Here is a 23,009-nt window from a genome sequence, read left to right on the forward strand (position 1 = left end):
TCCACTGTGGACAGCCGGCGCTCACGTCTTGAGATTTTACGCCGACTTAATCTTTGCAGCCCAAGATTGTGCGCGAAAACGAAAAGCGGCAAAGGGCGCTGGGCAATGTCAGACGAGCACGAGTTTCTGCGCAATTCAGTCATCATCGGCGCCCATCCCGACGACGAGCTTTTGTGGTTCACCTCGATCCTGAAGAAGGTCGACGAGGTCATCATCCTCTACCGCGACATCTGGTCCGAGCCGCAGATGGGCGACGCGCGCGTTGCCGCGATCAAGGCCTATCCGCGCGGCAATATCCGTTTCCTCGAGATGGAAGAGACCGGCTCGTTCGACTGCGCCGACTGGACGAACCCGAAGCCCGGCCCCTATGGCATGGAATTCGGCACCGAAGGGACACGCCGCGAGGCCAAGCGGGTGGTCAAAAAGTCGCTGTCGCAATTCATGCCCGGCAGCTTCCGCCACTCGACGCGACCGATCGCCCAGGCCTATCGCGACAACTACGAAACGCTCTACCGCACGCTGCTGCCGCTGCTGAAGCCCGACATGAACGTCTTCACCCACAATCCCTGGGGCGAATATGGCCACGAGGATCATGTGCAGGTGTTTCGCGTGCTCGACCGGCTGCGCGACGAGATCGGCTTCAAGCTGTGGATGTCGAACTATTGCACCGAGCGGTCGATGCCGATGGCGATGCAGTATTTCAGCCGCAAGCCGGTCAACTATATCAGGCTGCCGGCCGACAAGGCCTTTGCCGAGGAGGTCGCTGCCGTCTATCGCGACAACGGCTGCTGGACCTGGCGCGACGACTGGATCTGGTTCGACGACGAATGCTTCATGGAAGCGCCGCGCAGCAAGCCCGAGGGCAACGGCTTTCACCTCCTGCCGATGAACCTGTTCAATTTCGGCACCGTCGTGCGCCGGCCGGTCAGCGCGCCGCTCATTCTGGGTGCTGCCCTTTCCAGCGTCGTCGTCGGCGCCACCATCGCTGCAGCGCTCGAATGACAAAGGCCGCGTCTTTCGACGCGGCCACTTCCTGTAACTCAAAGATGGGTGCCGCCCCTCATCCGCCTGACGGCACCTTCTCCCCGCACGCGGGGCGAAGGCAGCCAGCCTCACCGGCCGCGCCAATCATCAACGTTGAGGTTGGGCGAGAGTATCGCTTCCAGCGGCTCTCTCCCCGCTGGCGGGGAGAGATGTCCGGCAGGACAGTGAGGGCAAAACCTCACGCCAACCGCCGGCGTTCCCTTACTCGCCCCCACCCAGCGAATGCACGAACACCGCAAGCTGCTTGACCGTGGTGTCGCCGAGGCGCGGCAGCCAGGCGGGCATGACGCCGTGCTTGGGTGCCTTCATCTGCGCGGCGATTGCCTGCTCGCTCGAACCGTTGAGCCAGAGCGCATCGGCAAGATCGGGCGCGCCGAACTCGCGGTTGCCCTTGGCGTCGGCGCCGTGGCAGGAGGCGCAATTGGCCTCGAACAGCGCCTTGCCCGGCTCAACCATTGCCGCATCCGAAGGCGTGCCGGTGAGGCTGACGACATAGGCTGCCGTCTGCTTGATTTCCTCCGGCTTGAGGATCTCGGTAAAGGACGGCATTTCGGAGACGCGCGTGTCGTCGTCGCCAGTATAGCGAATGCCATGCGCCACCGTCTGGTAGATCTCCTCCGGCTTGCCGCCCCACAACCAATCGTCATCGTTGAGGTTGGGGAACCCGGCCGAGCCGGCAGCACCCGAACCGTGGCACTGCGCGCAATTGACCTTGAAGGCCGAGGCGCCGGCTGCCACCGCGAACTGGTGAAGCTGCGGGTCGGCGATGATCTGATCGAGCGAACTTGCCGCGATCTTTTCCAGGTTGCCGGCCTGAGCCGCCTTGGCATCAGAAAGCTCGACGCTGAGCTCCGCGCGGCTGGAGTAGCCGATGACGCCCTTGGTCGCATCGGTCAGAAGCGGCACCGCCGGATAGACGACCATATAGCCAATTGCCCAGACGATGGTGGCGTAGAAGGTGTAGACCCACCAGCGCGGCATCGGGTTGTTGAGTTCGCGGATACCGTCCCATGCGTGGCCGGTTGTTTCGACGCCGCTGATCTCGTCGACATGTTTGTCCGCCATGGATCAATCCTCCTTCAGAGGTATGGCTGCGGCCCGTTCGGCGGCCTGCTTGGCGCCTGGCCGGAAGATGAAGGCGACGACGCCCAGGAAGAAGATCACCATGCCGAGCAGTGCCCAACTGTCGGCGAATTGGCGCATGGCCGTGTAGGTTTCCATGTGCGTATCTCCCTTAGCGATAGCCGGTGGTGTCGTCATAGGTCGAGAAGTCGACGAGCGTGCCGAGCATCTGGAGATAGGCGACAAGCGCATCCATCTCCGTCAGCCTCTGCGGATCGCCGTCGAAATCCCCGAGCTTGGCCTTGGGGTAGCGCGCCTCGATGCCTGACGTATCCGCATTCGGGTCGGCCTGCGCCTTGATGTCGGCGGCGGCGTTCTCCACCATTTCGTCCGAATACGGCACGCCGACGGCCCTGTTGGCCTTCAGCTGGCCGGCGACGTTGCGCACATCGAGCGGCGTCGCCTTGAGGAAGGCGTAGCTCGGCATCACCGATTCCGGTACCACCGAGCGCGGCTCGATCAAGTGCTGCACGTGCCACTCGTTGGAGTAGCGGTCGCCGACGCGGGCCAGATCCGGCCCTGTGCGCTTCGATCCCCACTGGAACGGATGGTCGTACATGGATTCCGCCGCCAGCGAATAGTGGCCGTAGCGCTCCACCTCGTCGCGGAACGGACGAATCATCTGGCTGTGACAGACGTAGCAGCCTTCGCGAATGTAGATGTCGCGTCCTGCGAGCTCCAGCGGCGAATAGGGCCGCATGCCTTCGACCTTCTCGATGGTGTTTTCGAGATAGAACAGCGGCGCGATTTCAACGATGCCGCCGATCGAGACGACGAGCAGCGAACCAACGAGCAACAGCGTTCCGTTGCGTTCCAGGGTGGCGTGTTTGTCGAGAATGGACATGGTCTATGCCCTCCTATTCCGCAGCCTTGAGCACGGGCGTCGAACCGAAGATCGGAGCTTCGTCGCGCACGCGGCCGAGGATGGTCATTGTTACGTTGAAGGCCATGAGCAGAGCGCCGGCGAGGAACAGGGCACCGCCCAGTGCACGCAGCACGTAGTAGGGCAGCATGGCCGCGACCGATTCCGCGAAGGAATAGACGAGGAAGCCCTGGTCGTCGTATTCGCGCCACATCAGGCCCTGCTGGATACCGGCAACCCACATGACGGCGGCGTAGACGACGATGCCGAGCGTGGCGAGCCAGAAGTGCCAGTTGACCATGCGCACGCTATAAAGGCGCTCGCGGTTCCACAGCTTCGGTGTGAGATAGTAGATCGCGCCGAAGGTGATCAGTCCGTTCCAGCCGAGCGCGCCCGAATGCACGTGGCCGATGGTCCAGTCGGTGTAGTGGCTGAGCGAGTTGACGGTCTTGATCGACATCATCGGACCTTCGAAGGTCGCCATGCCGTAGAACGCGACGGCCATGACCATCATGCGGATGATCGGGTCGGTGCGGATCTTGTCCCAGGCGCCCGAAAGCGTCATCAGGCCGTTGATCATGCCGCCCCAGGAGGGCATCCACAGCATGATGGAAAAGACCATGCCGAGCGTCTGCGCCCAATCCGGCAGAGCCGTATAGTGCAGGTGGTGCGGGCCGGCCCAGATGTACATGAAGATCAGCGACCAGAAGTGGATGATCGACAGGCGGTAGGAATAGACAGGGCGATTGGCCTGCTTCGGGATGAAGTAATACATCATGCCGAGGAAGCCGGCCGTCAGGAAGAAGCCGACGGCGTTATGGCCGTACCACCATTGCGTCAGCGCGTCCTGCACGCCTGCAAAGGCCGAGTAGCTCTTGGAGCCGAGGAAGGACACCGGGACCGCCAGGTTATTGACGATGTGCAGCATCGCGATGGTGACGATGAAGGCGAGGTAGAACCAGTTCGCCACGTAGATATGTGGCTCCTTGCGCCTGAGCAGCGTGCCCATGAACACCGCGAGATAGGCAACCCAGACGATCGTCAGCCACAGGTCGACATACCATTCCGGCTCGGCATATTCCTTCGACTGGGTGATGCCCAGCAGATAGCCGGTGGCAGCCATGACGATGAACAACTGATAGCCCCAGAACACGAACCAGGCGAGATTGCCGCCGAACAGGCGGGCGCGACTGGTGCGCTGGACAATGTAGAACGAGGTCGCGATCAGCGCGTTGCCGCCGAAGGCGAAGATCACCGCCGAGGTGTGCAGCGGCCGCATGCGGCCGAAGTTGAACCACGGCTCGATGTTGAGGTCCGGAAAGGCCAGTTGGAGCGCAACCACAACGCCCACGAGGAAGCCGACGACGCCCCAGAAGACGGTGGCGATGACGCCATACTTCACCACGTCGTCGGAATATTCCGACAGCGGCGCGGCCGCCTTGCCTGCGGATGCCGTGCTGAAATCGAGGCGTCGCAGCATGACAATGGTGCCACCGAGCAGCACGAAGAACAGCACCCACATATGGGCTTCAAACTGCCGGTCCTGGGCAAACCCGGCGCCTAGCAGCGCCAGGAATGCACCGATCCCGAGCAGGATCGTCTCGAAAGTGTATTTCATGGTTGGGTCCCCAACTTTATCCGATGCAGACGCGTGCGCACACCGAGAGATGGCATGGCAGCGCAGCTTGCCGGAACCTGTCAGAATCGGGGCGCCTGCACCTTGATTCAGATCAAGGCCAGCCACGCCGACTTGCATCACCCTCAGGAAACAATGAGGGAGCGCCATAGGAGTTGGCGTCAGAACAGCATGAAGAGAACGAATGACAACGGCCGGATCAGGCCATGGACCGGTTTGCCGCCACGCCCTGCCCTTTCGGGCGAACCGCGGGCCTGGCTGGCGCGCGCGCATCAGGAGCAGCTTGCGCTCTGCAACAGCCTGGAGGAAATCGCCGACAGCCTGCCGGCCGAAATCGACCGGCAAAAATGCGCCTACGCCGCCAAGATGCTGGAACCGCTGATCCGCGAACTGCATTCCGGCGAAGAAAGTGCGGTGTTCCGCTGGGTCGAGCAGAACTGCGGCGACGACCCTTCGATATCAGCCACGCTCGCGCGGCTGAAATACGAGCACTGCGAGGATGAGTGCTTTGCCGAGGAACTGACGGAGATGTTGGTGAAGCTCGGTGCAGCCGATGACAGCGTGAATGCGGAGACTGCAGGCTACATGCTGCGTGGTTTCTTCACAAATCTGCGCAGGCACATCGGTTTCGAGCAGGAATGTCTTCGCACGCTGCTTCCGGCCAGTTCGGACGTCGTCCACGCCGACATCAACTGAAGGCGCCGCAGCCCCGCTGCCTGATTCCCTGGGTCGAACACGATCCGGGGATGAATTGATTCTGCCCGTTCAAGGCGTCGCACTGGCCGTGCGCCAAGTTCGGTGCGGGGCGCCTGGGGCGGCGCCGCGGTTTCGCAACCGAGCCGACGATATCCTCAGGCGGCGATCGCGCGGCGGCGGTCCGCATGTTCCTGGATCACCAGGATCGCGCCGATGAGCCTGCCGGTGCTCGACATGCATGGCGTCAGCTTGCATCGCACGACGACCGTTCGCGCATCGACGGTCTTGGCGAAGGTGTAGTCGACCACCTCGCCGGAAAAACAGCGATCCAGATAGTTCTTCACCCGCAACTCAAAGCGCTGGATGCCGATGAACTCGACGATGTGCCGGCCGATGAGATCCATCGGGCGGCTCTCGAGATGGTTGGCATTGAGCGGATTGGTATAGAGATACCGATAGTCCGGCGTGATGACCGCAATGCGGTCCGGAAAGCTGTCGAGGATCGCTTCGTTGAGGAGCCCCTCGTCGGCCCGCCCCTTATGCGGCGCAGGCGCGCGCTCCAGGCGCAACTCGGCGGCGTTGACCGCGCCTTTGGCGGCGAAATAGCGATTGATCAGCGACTGCAGCAGCTGCGAGTGGCGCAGCACGCAAGAAATGTCGTCGGCCTCGACACGCAGAATATCGATCAGAAACTGGAACTGCAGGCGGGCATCCTCGACGCTCACTGCCTTCTCATCATAGACCGACTTCAAAATCGGATCGAGTTCGCGATCCAGAAGTCCGATCAGATGCTCGTCTGCCGTACGTACGGCATACTGCAGCTGTGAATACTTGAACCAGAACAGCTCAATCAGTGCGTTCAATTCGAAACCCCAATTCCCCCACGGCCGAGGCCGCGCCGATGCACTAAAACGACAGGCTTTGATGGTGTAGACGCTGATCCGGGTTTTGACGCCTCCCTCACACCTGTCGCGAAAACCGCGCGTCTTTGGCTACCCAAAGCGCTTGCAGTCTGTCCCCCGCGACACAACGGTGAGTTTACACTCATTGCTGCGCCGTTCAACATCTGAAAGGAAAGCTTGCCGCCTGCAAACGTTTTCACAACCGCAAAGGCGCCGTTTTCCGGCGTCAGAGGTAGAAAGCCGACTTGGAATCCAGCGTTGCAACCGCGCGAGCGCAACACTTCTTCGCCTTCAAGGAGAATCAGTCCTTGAGATGGCGCTTGATGTGCCAGCGATCATGGTACCACAGCCATTGGCCGGGATATTCCCGAACCCAGCTTTCGACCTTGTCGTTGAGCACCTGCGCGGTGGCGTTGACGTCGACGGCGCCATCGGCCTTGCGCGGGATGTCGATCGCCGGTTCCAGCTCCAGCCGGAAACGGTTGCCGGGCAGCCGGATGCAGCGGGCGGGATAGACCTCGCAGTTGAACTGGCGCACGAGCTTGGCCAGCAGCGGGTTGGTCTGCACATCCTGCCCGAAGAACTTGGTCTTCAGGCCCTTGCGGAACTTCTGGTCGACGAGCACGCCGACGCCGTTGCCCCGCTCAAGCTGACGCGCCAGCGCAAAGGATGAGCCCGCATGCGACGGCACGAGATTGCCCATGCGCTGCTTGCGGAACTCGAAGACCTTTTCGGCGACGTAAGGGTTGTTTGGCGGGCGGAAAAGAACCGTCACTTCAAGCCCGAAGGCGGAGCCCGCGACGGGCAGCATCTCGAAGTTGCCGCTGTGAGCGGTAAAGACGATAAAGGGGCGCGGATTGTCGCGCAGTTCAAGGAACAGCGGAACGCCGGAGACTTCGACACGGCCGGGCGTGGTCGCCTCGGGGTCGAAATCGAACAGCCGGTCGAGGAAGACATATTCGGCCGCCATGCGGCCCATATTGCCCCAGCTCTCCATGGCGATCGCTTCGATCTCGGCTTCGCTCTTTTCGGGAAAGGCGTTGCGCAGATTGGTCAGCGTCAGCTTGTGCCGGCCGGTCTTCGGGCCGATGAAGCGCGCGACGCGATCCATGAAGCGGATCGCGCCGTCGGCCGGAAACAATTTCAGGATCGTCAGAAGTAGAAAGACGAATTGCGCAATCAGCCACTGCCGGAAATGATCCGCCGCCAGAACCAGCCGTGTGATCAGCATGCGCACGTGGATCAATCCATCTTCAGGATGATCTTGCCGAAGATCTGGCGCGATTCCATGCGCTCCAGAGCCCGGTCGATCTCGTCGAAGCCGACCTCGGTGTCGATGACCGGATGCACCAGGCCACGCGCCATCTTCTGCATGGCGTTGGCCATGTTTTCCATGCGGCAGCCGAAGGAGCCGAGCAGCTTCAACTGCTGCTGGAACAGCATCATCAGGTTCATGTCGGTCGACACGCCGGACGTCGAGCCGCAGGTGACCAGGCGGCCTCCCCGCTTCATGCAGAGCATGGAGCCGGCCCAGGTGTCCTTGCCGACGTGTTCGAACACGACGTCGACGCCCTTCTTCTTGGTGAGCTTGCGCACCACACCTTCGAAGCGGTCGGTGCGGTAGTTGATGACGTGATCGGCGCCGAGCGCCTTGGCCTTCTCGATCTTGTCGTCGGAGCCGACGGTGGTGATGACGGTGCAGCCGATCTTCTTGGCAAGCTGGATCGCCGCCGAGCCGATGCCGGAACCGCCGGCATGGACGAGAATGGTTTCGCCCGGCTCAAGCTTGGCATTGTCGAACAGCATGTGCTCGACCGTGCCGAAGGTCACCGGTGCAAGTGCTGCCGCAACGGCGTCGATACCCGGAGGTGCCGGCACCAGCAGGCGGGCAGGAAGATTGATCTTCTCCTGCGCGAAGCCGTCGAGGTGGAAGCCGTGCACGCCGCCGACATGTTCGCAGAGGTTGTCGCGGCCTTCGCGGCACGGGCGGCAGAGGCCGCAGGTGCGCGCGCCATAGATCGACACGAGCTGGCCGGGAAGCACGCTCGAAACACCCGGGCCGATGGCGTCGACGACACCGGCTGCCTCGGCGCCGATGACGAGCGGCATCTTGCGCTTGGCAAACGCCATGCCGCGCCAGCCCCACACGTCGATGTGGTTGAGCGCGACGGCCTTGACCCGAAGCGTGACTTCGCCAGGGCCTGGCGCTTCCGGCTCGGGAACGTCGGTGATTTCGAGCTTGCGGTCATCGAGCAGTTGCAGGGCGCGCATGATCTTTCCTCTGCCTTGGCGGCATCATTTCGTCGTGAAGGTTCCGCTGCTTGTTCCCTCAAACCGGGTCCGGTTGAAGGGAAAACCGTGCAGCAGGTCTAATGCATTACAGCGTCCGCTGCGCACCAAACCCGGCACGCAGCGCTGTCGCCGTCGGCTTAGGCCGGCTCGGCGGTCATGACAAGGCTGGCGTTCTGTCCGCCAAAGCCGAACGAGTTCGACAGCACGGCAGAAACCTGCTGGCTGCGCTTCACGTTCGGCACGACGTCGAGCACGATGGCCGGGTCGGGATTCTGGTAGTTGATCGTCGGCGGCAAGGTGCCGGTCAGCATCGTCTGGATCGAGAACACCGCCTCGACAGCACCTGCAGCCGTCAAGGTGTGGCCGATCATCGACTTGTTCGACGAGACCGGGATCGAGGGCAGATGCTCGCCGAAGACGGCCGACATCGACAGATATTCCATCTTGTCGTTTTCCGGCGTCGAGGTGCCGTGGGCGTTGATGTAGCCGATGCCGCCTTCGTCGATGCCGGCGTCGGCAAGAGCCGCGCGGATCGTCGCGATCGCCGGGCCACCATCGGGCGAGGAGCGCGTGCGGTGGAAGAGATCGGCCTTTTCGCCGCAGCCCTTCAGGATACCGTAGACGCGGGCGCCGCGGGCGACGGCCGCTTCCAGCGATTCCAGCACCAGGGTTGCAGCACCCTCGGCAATGACGAAGCCGTCACGATCCTTGGTGAAGGGCTTGGACGCCTTTTCCGGCGGGTCGTTCTGGGTCGACAGCGCCGACAGAAGAGCAAAGCGGATGAGCGCCTCGGCGCTGACGGATCCGTCGGTCGCGACCGTCAGCGCGCGATCGGTGCGGCCCTGGCGAATGGCTTCGACGCCGAGCTGGATCGCCGTTGCACCAGAAGCACAGGCCGTCGACAGCGTCACCGGCAGGCCGCGGGTGCCGAACCGATCGGCAAGACGCTCCGAAATCGCGCCGAACAGCACGGCTTCATGGAACGCGGGATCGGCCTTTTCGCGCATCGCCGTCAGGAAACGGTTATAGGCATCGCCCGGCTGGGTCGACGGCGGCGAACGGTCGGCGAGTTCGAAACGCGCGCTCCATTCCGGCTCGATTGGCGGAGCGGCGAGAAACAGCGGGCCGTTGAAATCGCCGGACAGGCCGGCCTGCGCCAGCGCCTCGAGCGTGGTCTCGCGGGCCATGGCATAGGAGCGCTCGACCGAATTGGCCACCGGCACCTCGATGAAGTCGACCATGCCGGAGATGCGGGTATTGAGACCCTCCGTCGGGAAACGGGTTATCTTGCGGATGCCGGAGGCGCCGCCGGTCAGCGCCGCCCAGTTGTCCTCGAGCCCCTGGCCGAGCGAGGTGATGACGCCCATGCCGGTGACGGCGACGATCGGACGACCGAGATGATCCTTGTAAGCATTGCTCATCAATCGTTCCTCTTATTCGGCCGAAAGGACCGCGACGCCTTCGCCGCGGGAGTGACCGATGGTGGTCACGACCGCCGACCGGGCGGCAGCCGTCATCGGCTTTTCGAAGCTTGCGTCGAAGGCCGGAACCTTGGCGCCGTGGCCGAGCGTGAGTGCCGCAAGCGCAAGGCCTGCCGGAAACTGTGCTTCGATGCTGTGGCCGACGAGCCCGCCATAGGCGCGCACCGGCGCGTCGGCAAGCTTGCCTTCCAGAAACGCCTTTTCGCTGGCGACGAGGTCATGGAAACCGGATGTGCCGGAGAAGACGACCGTCTGCGCCGGATCGAGCTTTTCGGCCGGCTTTGCAAGGTCCGCAAGGCGCGCTTCCAGCTTGCCGTCGACGCGGCTGCCGCGGTCGCTGCCGATCGCGTCGATCGTCGCATAGATGCGCGCGCCGCGCGCTTCGGCGTATTCGCGGGATTCCAGCACCAGGAAGGCGCCGACGGATCCGGGGATCATGCCGCCGCCGTTTTCACGGCTGCGCGACCAGATCGGATGCCAGTCGCCCGTTGCCTGCCCCTGGATAGCTTCGATCATCAGCATGATGTCGAGACGCTCGGCCGAAAACGCACCGCCGACCAGCGTATGTGTCGACTGTCCCGCCTTGATGCGGAAGAAGGCCGTTTCGATCGCCGAAATGCCGGCTGCCTCTTCGCCCATGAAGGTGCGCGACGATCCCGTCACCTTGTGCACGATGGAGATGTTGCCGGCGAGAAGGTTGGAAAGCTGCGCCAGGAACAGCGTCGGGCGCAGTTCGGTCGTCAGCTTCTCGTTCAAGAGCTGCTCGCGGTCGTTGCGCTTCAGCGCCTCGTCGACGATCAGCGAATCGACGTTGATGTCGCGCTCGCCGCCACCGGCAGCCACGATCATGTCCATGCTGCCGCAAGCGTCGAGATTGTCCTTGAGACCGGCATCGTCAAGCGCCAGACCGGCGGCAAAGACGCCGAGGCGCTGCCAGTTTTCCATCTGTCGCTGGTCGCCGCGCTTGGCGATCTGCTGGGACCAGTCGATCTCCGGCAGCGGATGCACCGGATAGGGTTTGAACTTTTCCGTCTCGACGCGTGCAGCCGGCGTCTCGGTTGCGCTCAAAAGCGCAATATGCGGCTCGACGCCGACACCCAGGCTCGTGACGATCCCGACACCGGTGATCACCACGTCGTTTGCGGATTTGCTCATCTTCACTTCTCCGAAGCGGCGTCTGCCGCAATCGCCGCCACCAGGCCCACCTCGACGGCGCGCTTGCGCACGATATCGCCGAGCGGCACCTGATCGAAAGGCATCGTTCTGAGTTTCAACTGTGCGTCACAGACCTTCTTGCCCGCAGACGTGATCTTCGCCTTGGTGACGGCAAAGCCGGAGCCGTCGTGCTCGAGAAAGGCTTCGATATCGAGTTCGGCCGAAGGCTCGACGAAGGTCCGCATCTTGGCGCCGTCGACCGACATCAGAAACGGCATTGCCGCGAAATTGGTCGAGGCCAGAACGAGAAATCCCGAAGCCTGCGCCATCGTCTCGATCAGAAGCACACCCGGCACCAGCGGATAGCCTGGAAAGTGGCCCTCGAATACCGGGCTCTTTTCGGGAACGACGGATCGCGCCGTCAGCCGGCCAGCCGAAAGATCGACCGTTTCGACACGATCGATCATCTGGAAGTATTCAAGGAGCATGGAGGCTCACCCCGCTTGGTTTCGGGCTCAAGTAAAAACGCCAATGCCGCCTGTCAAGCGCGAGGCGCGACCGGCGGCATTGGAAATCGAGTGGAAAGGCTTTAACCTTGGCCCAATCAGGCCTTGGCAGCCCGCAGCTCGTCGATCTTGGAGCAGAGGTTCTTGAGAACGAAGTATTCTTCGGTCGAAACCTTGCCTTCGTTGACTTCCTGCGTCCACTGTTCCAGCGGAATCTTGATGCCGAATTCCTTGTCGATCGCAAAGACGATGTCGAGGAAGTCCAGGCTGTCGATGCCCAGATCGTCGATCGTGTGGCTTTCCGGCGTGATCGTCTCGCGATCGATCTCGCTCGTTTCCGCGATGATGTCGGCAACCTTGTCGAATGTAGCAGTCACGCGCATACCTCTTTATTATTTTATTCCGAGTCTCGGCGATCCTATAGGTAAATGCGCCGCAAAAGCCAATGGCCTTGATAACAAGCACTGCGATTTGAAATGCGGTGTTGCTAAACGGCGACCGAATGGCGCCCGCGCCCTGACTGAAGATGAGCGTCGAAAACCGCCGCCACTGAGCGGGCAAATGGCCGGCCGCGCTCGGTCAGTCGGAAGATGCCATCCTCGATCGCCGTCAGCCCGTCCACATCTCTTGCGCGAAACAGCTTCGCCTCTTCGACGACGACACCGGCAAGGCCGGGGAAGTCCGCTTTGAGCTGTGCGAAGGAAAAGGAAAAGTCGCACATGATCGCGGCGATCACCCGCGCTCGCAGGCGGTCATCCGATGTCAGCATGTAACCGCGCACCGCCGCCAGACCCGATTGCTCCACCTGGCGCAGATATTCGCCGGTTGCCGGCATGTTCTGGACATAACCTTGACGGAATTGACCGATCGAAGAGGCACCGAGACCGATCAGGGTTTCGGCGCTGTCCGTGGTATAGCCTTGAAAGTTCCGGCGCAGGCGCCCTTCCCGGCTGGCGACCGCCAGACTGTCACCGGGCTTGGCGAAATGATCGATGCCAACAGCCTCGTATCCGGCGGCGACAAGCATTTCGGCTGCCCGGCTCATCTGGGCAAAGCGCTCGACGATACCGGGCAGGCTTTCGTCCGGGATCATCGACTGGTGCTTCTTCATCCACGGCACATGGGCATAGCCGAAGAGCGCGACACGGTCGGGCGACAGCGACAGCACGGCGTCGATCGTGGCTTCGAGCGAAGACAGGCTCTGATAGGGCAAACCGTAGAGCACATCGCAATTGACCGAACGCACGCCCCGCGCCCTCGATGCCTCGATCGCGTCCCGCGTCTGCTCATAGGTCTGGATGCGATTGATCGCCTTCTGCACCACGGGGTCGAAGTCCTGGACGCCGAAGCTCGCCCGGGTCATGCCGATCGCCGCCAGCGCATCGTGGCGCGCCTCGTCGAGGTCGTTCGGATCCATCTCGACGCTGATCTCGCAATCGCTGGAAAACTGAAAGTGACGGCTGAAGGCGTGCTTGAGCGCGATCAGATCGTCCGGCCGCAGCAACGTCGGCGATCCACCGCCCAGATGCAGCGCCGTGACCTTCGCTTGGCCACTCACCCGCCCGCCGATTGCCGCAATCTCACGGTGCAGACCGTTCAGATAGGTCGTCACCGGGTCGTATCGCAGCGTCTGCTTGGTGTGACAGGCACAGAACCAGCACAGCCGGTCGCAATAGGGCACATGGGCATAAAGCGACAGCGCCTCACCCGGTTCAATCGCCTCGAGCCAGGATTGGTACTCAGCCTGACCGACCGCTTCGGAAAAATGTGGCGCGGTGGGGTAGCTGGTATAGCGGGGCACGGGGCTCGCATGTTTCAGGATCAGAGCGTCGTCCATCGGTCTCTCCGTCAAGTTGACAAAGGCATAGGACGGATGAGAAGGCACACCTTTGATTTTGATCAAGTTGCCGAATTAACACGTTAAATTTGACAATTCGCAATTTCGCATGAGACATTGTTTCGCGCTTCCGGAATTAGCACCTGTCAACTCTTGATTTAACCGCCCGCATCCTCTTTGGTCCCCAGAACAAACCCGATGCAGGGAAGAAAGATTTGCAGACCGTGACCGAACATCGCCGCAAGGATATCCACAATTCGGACATTCCAGCCGTCTGCTCTGCCTGCGAGGCACGCCACGGCGGCGTCTGCGGCACGCTGACCCCAGACCAGCTTCTCGACCTGAGCCGGCATTCGACCCGCAGGCGTGTCGAGCCCGGTCGCGAGGTCGTCGGCCAGGGCGAGATGACCGACAGCTACGCCAACATCATCAGCGGCGTCGTCAAGCTTAGCAAGGTTCTGTCCGATGGCCGCCAGCAGATCGTCGGCCTGCAGTTCGCACCCGATTTCATGGGACGCCCCTTCACGCGCGAAAGCGCGTTGACCGCAGAAGCGGCGATCGACACGGACATCTGTTCCTTCCCGCGCAATGTCATCGAGCGGCTCGTCTCCGAGGCGCCGGGGCTTGAACACCGCCTGCACGAACAGGCGTTGAAAGAACTGGACGAAGCGCGCGACTGGATGCTGACGCTCGGTCGCAAGACCGCGCAGGAGAAGGTGGCAAGCTTCCTCTACATCATCGCCACCCACATCGATCCGGAAAACGGCACGGCAACGGAGTTCGACCTGCCATTGTCGCGCGCCGATATCGCCGACTATCTCGGTCTGACGATCGAGACCGTCAGCCGGCAAGTCACCAAGCTGCGCAAGGACAATGTCATTCGGATCGAAAACAGCCGCCGCGTCACCGTGCCCAGCATGGACAGGCTGATGCACGTCGCCGGCATCGACTGAACCCCGCCATCCCGCACGTCAGCGGGTGATGACGATCCGCGTGTTGCCAAGCCCGTGTTCACGCGCCAGCGCGAAGAATTCCGCCGCATTGTCGGGGTGCAGCCGCACGCAACCGTGTGAGGCGGGGCGGCCGAGCCGCTTCAGGTCATAGGTCGCGTGCACGGCATATCCGCCGTTGAAGAATACCGCGTAAGGCATTGGCGCATTGTCATATTTCCGCGACTTATGATTTCGTGAGAGCCACTTTGCCTTCCAGCTCCCCTTGGGGGTGACATAGCCTTTGCGTGCCGTGGAAACTTTCCAGCGGTACATCACGACGCCGTCCTGCTTCACGACCATCGTCTGGGAGGAAAGACTGATCTTGGCAACGAGATTGGCAGCGCTCAGCGGCTGAGCGGGAAACTGCATCAAGGCGGCAATCAGCACAGTCAGGAATGTGTGTCGCATGCTTCGCTCTCCGCGTGCGAAACCTCAACTGCAAGATCCCAAGCTTTCGGCAAGATCATGCAGCAGGCCTCAGGCGCTGCAGCGTCTCCCACGCGTCACCGGGCGCGTGTGCGCTGCAATCGGTGGAACCAAACGTTCGCAGAGAATAACTGGCTCGTCATGATACGAGTTTAATACATATGGAAAGTAAAGTCTTAACTCCAAGATCGACTTGGGGTGAATACAGGGCGATCACCAATCAAATCATGGCGATCAGAAGAACAGCCAAGGTCATCACCGAACAGGCGCCGTAGAATACGGCAATGCCTGCGTCGATATCTTCCCTTTCGGCAATCGCGCGGCCTGGACCATTGATCATCGGCTCGCTGACCCTGACACCACCATAGATCCTCGGCCCGGCAAGCTGCAGGTCCAGCGCGCCGGCCATCGCCGCCTCCGGCCAGCCGGAGTTGGGAGAGCGGTGCAGGCCGTGGTCACGCAGCGCCACGCCGATCGCATCGGCCGCGGCGACGCGACCACGACGCAACAAGGCGCCAGCGGCAATCAAAAGGATGGACAGCCTTGCGGCCGGCAGGTTGGCGACGTCGTCGAGCCGGGCGGACGCCCAACCGAAATGGAGATACTTCGGCGACTTGTGGCCGATCATCGAATCGGCGGTGTTCAGCATCTTGTAGGCAAGCAGACCAGGAAGGCCGGCAACCGCATACCAGAAGGCGGGGGCAACGACACCGTCGGAAAAGTTCTCGGCAAGGCTTTCGATCGCGGCCCGGCAGACGCCGGGCGCATCGAGCGTCTTCGGATCGCGCCCGACGATCATCGAAACGGCGGCACGCCCGCCTTCAAGGCCACCGTGCCGCAAGCTTTCGGCAACGCGCCCGACGTGGTCGCCAAGACTCTTCTGCGCGAGAAAGACCGCAACGACGACGGCCTCGAGCAGAAAACCGAGCAGTCCCATCGCGCCGAACAATGTGTGCAGGACCGCCCCGACGACTGCGCTTGCAAGCAGCAGCAGGCCGATCGCGACGACACCACGCAGCCTCAAGGCTGCGGGTTCAAGCGCATCATGCCTGTTCAGCACACCATCCAAGACCGCAATCGCCTTGCCGAAGAAGACGACGGGGTGCGGCAGACGCGACCAGAGCCAGTCGGGATCGCCGACGACACGATCGAGCAGCAGCGCGACCACCAGAATGACAAGGATCTCGCTCGACACTCAGCGCTCCCCTGGGCGTGCTACGTCCCCGGGGCGTGCTACGTCCCCGGGGCGTGCTACGTCCCCTGCACGCAGGGTGTTCCAGCGGCCCAAAGCGTCCGCCAGCCGCTGATCACCTTCTGCATCCGGCGCAAGCCCGATCCTGAGCCAACGGGCTTCATAGTCGAATTTGCGTGTCAGGATCTGCGCCTCGCAGAGATGCCGATGCAAGGCGCTGGCATCAGCATGCTCCACCAGCACGAACAGGCCTGTTCCGCCGATGCGTTTGAGCCCGGCGCCATCAAGCACTGCATCGAGGCCGGCGCGGCGCTCGAAAATACCCGCGGCGATCGTTTCCGTTTCGCCGGACATCAGTGCCGTGGAGATGACCAGCGCCGGTCCGGACACCGCCCAGGGGCCGAGCCACTCGCGAAAGGCGTCGAGCACGGCATCGTTTGCCACGACGAAGCCGAGGCGCAGACCGGCGAGACCGAAGAATTTCCCGAAGGAGCGGAAGACGACGAGGTTGTCGTTGGCGCCCACATGGCCGGCGACGCTCAAATCCGGCTGAAGATCGCCAAAAGCCTCGTCGACGACCAGCACGCCGCCGTTCGCCTTCATCACCGCCGCCATTGCCAGGATGTCTTCCGGCTGAAAGGCGCGTCCGGTCGGGTTGTTCGGGTTGACCACCACCGCAAGACCGTGGTCGGGTCCAAGCTCCTCGGCACGCTCAACCCGATCGACCGCAAGACCGGCTGCCATGAGCACGCGCGTATATTCGCCATAGGTGGGGCCGAAAACGGCAACCCGGCGGCCCGCCGGAACGAGGCGCGGCAGCAACTGGATCACCGATTGTGTACCAGGCACCGGCAAGGGCTGGACGCCGTTGGTGCTGTAATAGCTGGCGGCAGCCGCGCGGGCGCTGTCGATCGTCAGCTTGTCGGGCAGCCTGTGCCAGGCCTGCTGCGGCACTGGCGGCAGCTCGACCGGCCGTGGATTGATGCCGGTCGACAGGTCGAGCCAGTCCTCGAAGCGACCACCGAAGCGGGCGGCGGCTTCCGTGATGCCGCCACCATGCACGATCGGCGCGCTCATGACCGATCCGCGATGTCGATGAGGTGCATGAAGGAACCGGCGACGTTGTCGCGCTTCAGGCCTGCCTGCCCGAGATCGACGCTGGCGGCATCGCTGACGGAAAACAACCGGTCGGCGTCACCTTCAGAGACGATGGTCGCGTAGTGGAATTCGTGCGCCGTCATGGGTCCATCGAAGAACGTGGTGTCGAGAGGCACGACACGGCGGTAGCCGAGGTGCCGCCTGCGCTCGGCAAAACTGGTGACGAGCGGCAGCAGGCCGAGCATCTGGTAGCGCGCGCCATCGGCGGCGACAAGCCCCTCGCCCAGCACCATGTAGCCGCCGCACTCGCCGAAGATCCGCGCGCCCCGCCTGGCGGCCGCAGCCATGCCGGATCGGAACGCTGTCGCCGCCTGCAGCCGGCCCGCATGAAGCTCCGGATAACCACCCGGCAGATAGACTGCGTCCGCCGCCGCGTCGGGGCTCTCGTCGGCAAGCGGCGAGAAGAAGGAGATGTCCGCCCCGGCGCTGCGCCAGCCGAACAGGAGGTGCTCGTAACTAAAGGCAAACGCCACATCCCGCGCCACCGCGATATGCTGCCCGAACGGCTTGAACCTGACGACTTCGGTCTGCGCCCGTTCGGAGGGCGAGAGGGCGGAGGCCGCACGGATCGCATCGAGATCGCAGGTTGCCTCGATCCGATCCGCCGCATAGTCGATAAATGTCTCGAGCGCGCCATGTTCGCCCGCTTGCACCAGGCCAAGATGCCGCTCGGGCAGCTTCAGGGCGCCATCCTGCCTGAGCACGCCGAAGACAGGCATGCCGACGCGCGTCAGCGCATCGCGCAGCATCATTTCATGCCGGTCGCTTCCGACCTTGTTGAGGATGACGCCGGCAACCCGGATATCTCCGCGGTAATCGGCATAACCGCGCACGAGTGCCGCGACCGAATGCGACATGCGGGCACAATCGACCACCAGGATGACAGCAAGATCGAGCGCCGCGGCAAGATCGGCCGGCGTGCCGCTGCCGTCAGCCGCGCCGTCATGCAGGCCCATCATCGCCTCGACAACCAGCGTGCGCCCGTCGCTTGCGGCGTGCGCAGCGTTTGCTGCCAGAAGGTCGGGGCGCATGGCCCACGGGTCGTAGTTGAGGCACGGCTCGCCGCTGGCGAAGGTGTGGAACGCGGGATCGATATAGTCGGGGCCCGCCTTGCCGGGCGCGATCACCATGCCCCGCCGCCGCATGGCGCGCATCAGGCCGAGTGTCACCGTGGTCTTGCCGGAGCCCGAACAGGGTGCGGCGATCAGCAATCCGCTCATGCGGGATCCCTGAGCTCGCGGCTTGCGAAGGGGTCGGCAACAAGCTGTCGCCCGCCAAGTGCTCCGATCCAGTCTAGCGATGCCCTGAGGCGCACGACCTCGCCGACGACGACAATTGCCGGCGGCTGCAGACCGGAAGCAGTGACATCGGCCTCGGCGCGCGCCAGCGTCGTTTCAAGCACCGTCTGTTGCGGTGTGGCCGCGTTGCAGACGAAGGCGACCGGCTCGTCCGGCAAACGTCCGCCGGCAATGAGATTGGCGGCAATCGTGCCGATATGCTTCATCGCCATATACATGACGATCACGGGCGAGCCCGAGGCGATGCCCTGCCAGTTGATCCTGTCCGGCACCAGGCCGGAAGAATCGTGACCAGTGAGGAAGGTGACAGCGTGGTTGACCTCGCGGTGCGTGACGGGAATGCCGGCATAGGCAAGCCCGCCGATCCCCGCGGTAATGCCCGGCACGATGCGGAACGGAATGCGGTTTTCAACCAGCGTAAGGGCCTCCTCGCCACCTCGCCCGAATACGAAGGGATCGCCGCCCTTCAGCCGCAGCACGCGCTGGCCCGCGCGCGCCAGCTCGACAAGCCGCAACGAGATATCGCGCTGCTTCGGCGACGGCTTGCCGCCGCGCTTGCCGGCAAATTCGAGTACGGCGCCCGGCCGGGCGAGCTTCAGGCAATCCTCGTTGACCAGCGCATCGTGCACGATGACATCGGCCTGCCGCAACGCATTGGCGGCATGAAGCGTCAAAAGGCCGGGGTCGCCGGGACCGGCACCGACGAGCCAGACACTACCGGCCTCAAGCTCGGGCAGGCCGGAAAAGATCGTATCGCTCATGCCGCTACTCCTGCCATTCGCTTGCACGCTGCCGTTGACTTGCCTTGGCAACAAGCAGATTCAGACCAGCAAGAAATCCACATAGTCTTTTGAAATCGTTCGTACATTTCATGCAAGGCATACCCAGGAAGAAAGCTCATGGCGTCACCGTTGTCGTCGTGCTCACCGGCAGCCGCTCGACAGGTCCGGCGATTGCCGCCGTCGCATGCGATGCGGTGAGTTTGCCAACGAGCAGCACACTTGTTGGCCCCGCGCCGACGAGTGCCGCGCCTTCTGCAACGCCGTGGCAACCGGTGTGGGCAAAGACGATTGCCGAGGGGTTCTGCAGCCGGGGCGCCTCGGCCTCCAGCGTCGCCGCATCGAAGAACCGCGCCTCTACGGCAAAGTGTTCTGCGGCAGCATGAATTGCGGGCTCACCGCGCCTCACGTCGAGCGAGGCGACGAAGCCGATATCGGCTTTCGTGGCACCCACCTTCGCCAACGCCTTTTCGGCAAGGGCAATCACCTCATCTGCCGGCGTGCCGCGCTCGCAGCCAAGCCCAAGCACGAGTGGTCCTGGCGGTGGCGGCGCTGTGCTGGATGATATCATGCTCGACCTCGGCCCCCTCGCGGCAATCCACACGAAGCGCCGCCCGGCTCAAGTCCGGGTCGGTCTGGACAGCACCGGTTCAAGCCCCCTGCCTGGGTCGGCCGCACCGGACGCTCTTTCAGTCCGCCTGAAGCGGACGCCGTCGCACATCCCTCATTTTTACCGGAGGCAATCGCACGGGTCAAACCGGATTGCGCCATCGCCATGTCGCGTTTGGGGAAACTGCCACCCACTTGCGGCGCGCGCAAAGCGCCAGAACCGGCAATCGACCGGAGACGGAAGAAGCCCACCAAGGCACGCAGAATACCAGAATAAGACACTGATTTTATGTGATAATCTACCTGTCACGGCGAGCATAAAAGATGCGCCATGACAGAAGGCTTTGCATTTCGCCGCGGCCTCTGACACAAGGCGAGAAAAGCCAGCATACTCCTCCCTCCCCAGAGTCCCTCCCGTGCAAGATCTCGCTTTCCACCTGCTCGTGTTCCTTTTCGTTGCCGCCTTCGTTGCCGGCTTTATCGATTCGATCGCCGGCGGTGGCGGCATGATCACCATTCCCGCCATGCTGATTGCCGGTATCCCGCCGCTCCAGACCCTGGGCACCAACAAGCTGCAGGGACTTTTCGGCTCCGGCTCGGCAACGCTTTCCTATGCGCGCAAGGGCCATGTGAACCTGAGAGAGCAATTGCCGATGGCGCTGATGTCGCTGTTGGGCTCCGTGTTGGGCGCGCTGCTTGCAACCATCGTTCCCGGCGACGTTCTGAAGGCGGTCCTGCCCTTCCTGCTGATTGCCATCGCCCTCTATTTCGGCCTCAAGCCGAACATGGGCGACGTCGACCAGCACCGCCGCATCACGCCCTTCCTCTTCACGCTGACGCTGGTGCCGCTGATCGGCTTCTACGACGGCGTTTTCGGCCCCGGCACCGGTTCGTTCTTCATGCTCGGCTTCGTCACGCTTGCCGGCTTCGGCGTGCTCAAGGCGACCGCCCATACGAAGTTCCTGAACTTCGGCTCCAACATCGGCGCCTTCGGTGTCTTCCTGTTTTTCGGCGCCATTCTGTGGAAAGTCGGCCTGATGATGGGCGTCGGCCAATTCCTGGGCGCCCAGCTCGGCTCGCGCTATGCGATGGCCAAGGGCGCCAAGATCATCAAGCCGCTGCTCGTCGTTGTGTCGATCGCACTCGCCATCCGCCTGCTTGCCGACCCGACACATCCACTCCGGATCTGGTTGGGGCTCTGAGCCGGAGCGGCTTTGGCGTGGTTTGACAGAGCGCCGAGACCGGTCTTGCTGTCGCTGACGATGGTCGAGCGGCAGCCAGCGAAGACGTCGCAGCCTCGCGCCTCACCTCAGGGCACTCATGGAGATTTCGTGTAACCGGGCCGATGTCCGGTTTCTTCCTTCTGGCATCGTGGGACGCCAGCGCCCGGTGTTCGCCGCGTCCGCCGATCTGATGGGCTTGCCGGTTGAGATCATCGTCAGGCAATGTTCGATTGCTAAGGGTGAAGTCTCGCACGACGATGTAACGCGACCGGGAAGCCAGGATGACCGCCGTGACGGAAGATCAGGTTCGGGCCGCTGGCCAGTCCGCAAAGTCCGCCAGCCGCCCCTTTTCCGCCTTCGAGCGCATGGTCGCCTGGCGCTACCTGCGCTCGCGGCGCAAGGAAGCCTTCATTTCCGTGATCGCCGGCTTTTCCTTCATTGGCATCATGCTCGGCGTTGCGACGCTGATTATCGTCATGGCGGTGATGAACGGCTTTCGCACCGAACTCATCTCGCGCATCCTCGGCATCAACGGTCACATGATCGTGCAGCCGATCGATGGCCCGCTCAACAACTATGCCGATCTTGCCACGCGTTTTTCCGGCGTGAAGGGCGTGACGATGGCGATCCCGCTCATCGAGGGCCAGGTGCTGGCGCAGGGTGTGGGCGACAGCTCGACCGGCGCTCTCGTCCGGGGCATCCGCGCCGATGATCTTGGCAAGATGAAGTCGGTCTCCGAGCAGATCAAGTCCGGCGACCTCGTCGGCTTTGCCTCAGGCACCGGTGTCGCGATCGGTTCGCGCATGGCAGAAAAACTCGGCATCCCGGTGGGCGGCTCCATTACACTCACTTCGGCCACCGGCGACGTGACGCTGCCGCTCGTGAAAGCCTATACCGTTTCGGCGATCTACGAGATCGGCATGTGGGAATACGATTCGACCATCATCTTCATGCCGCTTGAAGAGGCGCAGCAGGTCTTCAACGCAGAAGGGCTTGCGCAATCCATCGAGATCTTCGTCGAGCACCCCGACGCCGTCGACGAAATGCGCCAGCCGGTCGAGGATGCCGCCGGGCGGCAGATCTTCATCACCGACTGGCGCGACCGCAACCAGACCTTCTTCGCGACGATCGAGGTCCAGCGCAACGTGATGTTCATGATCCTGACGCTGATCGTGCTGGTCGCGGCGCTGAACATCATTTCCGGCCTGATCATGCTGGTGAAGGACAAGGGAAGCGACATCGCCATCTTGAGGACGATGGGGGCGACCGCAGGGTCCGTCATGCGTATTTTCTTCATGACCGGCGCAGCGATCGGTACGGCCGGAACCGTTGCTGGCGTGTTGCTCGGCGTTGTCGTCTGCCTCAACATCGAAGCGATTCGGCAGTTTTTCTCCTGGATTTCAGGAACCACCATCTTCAGCCCGGAACTCTACTTCCTCAATCAGCTCCCGGCCGACATGGACGCCGCCGAGACCATGCTCGTCATCGGCATGGCGCTGAGCCTTTCCTTCCTCGCCACGATCGTCCCGGCCTGGCGCGCCTCGCGCCTCGATCCGGTTGAGGCCCTGCGGTACGAGTGACAAACCGAGCCAAAGCGCCCGCATTCGGTCGGCGTGATGACCGAGGCCGTGTGTCTCGCAGCTCTCGCGATATATCGGTTTGAGCGAACCTTCTGTCCGATACGTGGCAGCGCTGGAGCTCAGCAGCAAATGCCACGTGACGCTGGCGCCCCCGCGGACAGGCGGCTCGCGAGAGGGACACGACGACACCCGCCCGTGGCGATGATTTCAGCAAGAGGC

23 protein-coding genes are annotated in these 23,009 nt (G+C 62.8%); 5 read left to right on the top strand and 18 right to left on the bottom strand.

Annotated features, from left to right (window positions below; translation table 11 throughout):
• The first annotated feature begins 105 nt into the window (after positions 1 to 105).
• Entirely contained in the window at positions 106 to 1,002 is an 897-nt protein-coding gene (locus AC1Q80_RS09265; RefSeq protein WP_209791367.1) for a hypothetical protein, read from the top strand.
• Between the two features lie 243 nt (positions 1,003 to 1,245).
• Here AC1Q80_RS09265 and ccoP read toward each other — a convergent pair whose 3' ends face one another.
• From ccoP to ccoN, 4 genes are read right to left on the bottom strand one after another with little or no spacing between them, the layout of a single operon-like run.
• A complete protein-coding gene (gene ccoP / locus AC1Q80_RS09270) occupies positions 1,246 to 2,109 on the bottom strand; it encodes a cytochrome-c oxidase, cbb3-type subunit III (protein ID WP_492360220.1) in 864 nt (287 codons plus the stop codon).
• 3 nt (positions 2,110 to 2,112) lie between these two features.
• The gene (locus AC1Q80_RS09275; protein WP_077503813.1) at positions 2,113 to 2,265 is read right to left on the bottom strand and encodes a cbb3-type cytochrome c oxidase subunit 3; all 153 of its coding nucleotides are present in this window, start codon (positions 2,263 to 2,265) and stop codon (positions 2,113 to 2,115) included.
• Between the two features lie 13 nt (positions 2,266 to 2,278).
• Positions 2,279 to 3,010, bottom strand: a complete 732-nt coding sequence (ccoO, locus tag AC1Q80_RS09280; protein WP_209791369.1) for a cytochrome-c oxidase, cbb3-type subunit II — start codon at positions 3,008 to 3,010, stop codon at positions 2,279 to 2,281.
• Between the two features lie 13 nt (positions 3,011 to 3,023).
• Positions 3,024 to 4,646: a cytochrome-c oxidase, cbb3-type subunit I gene (ccoN, locus tag AC1Q80_RS09285; RefSeq protein ID WP_173420254.1), complete on the bottom strand. Its 1,623-nt coding sequence runs from the start codon at positions 4,644 to 4,646 to the stop codon at positions 3,024 to 3,026.
• 54 nt (positions 4,647 to 4,700) lie between these two features.
• Here ccoN and AC1Q80_RS09290 point away from each other — a divergent pair, with 54 nt between their 5' ends.
• Positions 4,701 to 5,360 (top strand): hemerythrin domain-containing protein, encoded by a 660-nt coding sequence (locus AC1Q80_RS09290; protein WP_492360221.1) that lies wholly within the window; start codon positions 4,701 to 4,703, stop codon positions 5,358 to 5,360.
• Between the two features lie 155 nt (positions 5,361 to 5,515).
• On the opposite strand, the gene AC1Q80_RS09295 is transcribed toward AC1Q80_RS09290, so the two are convergent.
• The 8 genes from AC1Q80_RS09295 to hemN all read right to left on the bottom strand — a co-directional run bounded on the left by AC1Q80_RS09295 (position 5,516) and on the right by hemN (position 13,533).
• The gene (locus AC1Q80_RS09295) at positions 5,516 to 6,223 is read right to left on the bottom strand and encodes a PAS domain-containing protein (RefSeq protein WP_492360222.1); all 708 of its coding nucleotides are present in this window, start codon (positions 6,221 to 6,223) and stop codon (positions 5,516 to 5,518) included.
• A gap of 340 nt (positions 6,224 to 6,563) precedes the next feature.
• Positions 6,564 to 7,493 (bottom strand): lipid A biosynthesis lauroyl acyltransferase, encoded by a 930-nt coding sequence (locus tag AC1Q80_RS09300; protein WP_173421031.1) that lies wholly within the window; start codon positions 7,491 to 7,493, stop codon positions 6,564 to 6,566.
• An 11-nt stretch (positions 7,494 to 7,504) separates the two neighbouring features.
• Positions 7,505 to 8,533: a zinc-binding dehydrogenase gene (locus AC1Q80_RS09305; protein ID WP_173420257.1), complete on the bottom strand. Its 1,029-nt coding sequence runs from the start codon at positions 8,531 to 8,533 to the stop codon at positions 7,505 to 7,507.
• Positions 8,534 to 8,691: 158 nt separating this feature from the next.
• Complete coding sequence (locus tag AC1Q80_RS09310; protein ID WP_173420258.1) at positions 8,692 to 9,975, bottom strand: beta-ketoacyl-ACP synthase; 1,284 nt, start codon at positions 9,973 to 9,975, stop codon at positions 8,692 to 8,694.
• Positions 9,976 to 9,987: 12 nt separating this feature from the next.
• A complete protein-coding gene (locus AC1Q80_RS09315; protein ID WP_176352469.1) occupies positions 9,988 to 11,190 on the bottom strand; it encodes a beta-ketoacyl-ACP synthase in 1,203 nt (400 codons plus the stop codon).
• Positions 11,191 to 11,192: 2 nt separating this feature from the next.
• Positions 11,193 to 11,678: a 3-hydroxyacyl-ACP dehydratase FabZ family protein gene (locus tag AC1Q80_RS09320; RefSeq protein WP_492360223.1), complete on the bottom strand. Its 486-nt coding sequence runs from the start codon at positions 11,676 to 11,678 to the stop codon at positions 11,193 to 11,195.
• 116 nt (positions 11,679 to 11,794) lie between these two features.
• Complete coding sequence (locus AC1Q80_RS09325; protein WP_115420040.1) at positions 11,795 to 12,079, bottom strand: acyl carrier protein; 285 nt, start codon at positions 12,077 to 12,079, stop codon at positions 11,795 to 11,797.
• A 104-nt stretch (positions 12,080 to 12,183) separates the two neighbouring features.
• Entirely contained in the window at positions 12,184 to 13,533 is a 1,350-nt protein-coding gene (gene hemN / locus AC1Q80_RS09330; protein ID WP_492360224.1) for an oxygen-independent coproporphyrinogen III oxidase, read from the bottom strand.
• Positions 13,534 to 13,748: 215 nt separating this feature from the next.
• Here hemN and AC1Q80_RS09335 point away from each other — a divergent pair, with 215 nt between their 5' ends.
• On the top strand, positions 13,749 to 14,486 hold the full coding sequence (locus tag AC1Q80_RS09335; RefSeq protein ID WP_173420262.1) for a Crp/Fnr family transcriptional regulator: 738 nt from the start codon (positions 13,749 to 13,751) through the stop codon (positions 14,484 to 14,486).
• A gap of 18 nt (positions 14,487 to 14,504) precedes the next feature.
• Here AC1Q80_RS09335 and AC1Q80_RS09340 read toward each other — a convergent pair whose 3' ends face one another.
• The 6 genes from AC1Q80_RS09340 to AC1Q80_RS09365 all read right to left on the bottom strand — a co-directional run bounded on the left by AC1Q80_RS09340 (position 14,505) and on the right by AC1Q80_RS09365 (position 19,949).
• Positions 14,505 to 14,894 carry a L,D-transpeptidase gene (locus AC1Q80_RS09340; protein ID WP_492360372.1) on the bottom strand — a complete coding sequence of 130 codons (390 nt, stop codon included), beginning with the start codon at positions 14,892 to 14,894 and terminating at the stop codon, positions 14,505 to 14,507.
• A 277-nt stretch (positions 14,895 to 15,171) separates the two neighbouring features.
• A complete protein-coding gene (gene cbiB, locus AC1Q80_RS09345) occupies positions 15,172 to 16,146 on the bottom strand; it encodes an adenosylcobinamide-phosphate synthase CbiB (protein ID WP_492360225.1) in 975 nt (324 codons plus the stop codon).
• Entirely contained in the window at positions 16,147 to 17,220 is a 1,074-nt protein-coding gene (gene cobD, locus AC1Q80_RS09350) for a threonine-phosphate decarboxylase CobD (RefSeq protein WP_492360226.1), read from the bottom strand.
• Positions 17,217 to 18,521 (bottom strand): cobyrinic acid a,c-diamide synthase CobB, encoded by a 1,305-nt coding sequence (locus AC1Q80_RS09355; RefSeq protein ID WP_492360227.1) that lies wholly within the window; start codon positions 18,519 to 18,521, stop codon positions 17,217 to 17,219. Before AC1Q80_RS09355 ends, cobD begins: the two co-directional genes overlap by 4 nt.
• Entirely contained in the window at positions 18,518 to 19,360 is an 843-nt protein-coding gene (gene cobA / locus AC1Q80_RS09360; RefSeq protein WP_492360228.1) for a uroporphyrinogen-III C-methyltransferase, read from the bottom strand. The genes AC1Q80_RS09355 and cobA overlap by 4 nt, the downstream gene beginning before the upstream one ends.
• A 136-nt stretch (positions 19,361 to 19,496) precedes the next feature.
• Positions 19,497 to 19,949: a cobalamin biosynthesis protein gene (locus AC1Q80_RS09365; protein ID WP_492360229.1), complete on the bottom strand. Its 453-nt coding sequence runs from the start codon at positions 19,947 to 19,949 to the stop codon at positions 19,497 to 19,499.
• 454 nt (positions 19,950 to 20,403) lie between these two features.
• On the opposite strand from AC1Q80_RS09365, the gene AC1Q80_RS09370 reads away from it, so the two are divergent.
• Entirely contained in the window at positions 20,404 to 21,189 is a 786-nt protein-coding gene (locus AC1Q80_RS09370) for a TSUP family transporter (protein WP_492360230.1), read from the top strand.
• A 302-nt stretch (positions 21,190 to 21,491) separates the two neighbouring features.
• Complete coding sequence (locus AC1Q80_RS09375) at positions 21,492 to 22,790, top strand: lipoprotein-releasing ABC transporter permease subunit (protein ID WP_492360231.1); 1,299 nt, start codon at positions 21,492 to 21,494, stop codon at positions 22,788 to 22,790.
• The last annotated feature ends 219 nt before the right edge of the window (positions 22,791 to 23,009 follow it).

The organism is Ensifer sp. GW823-FHT05D09 (assembly GCF_058795755.1).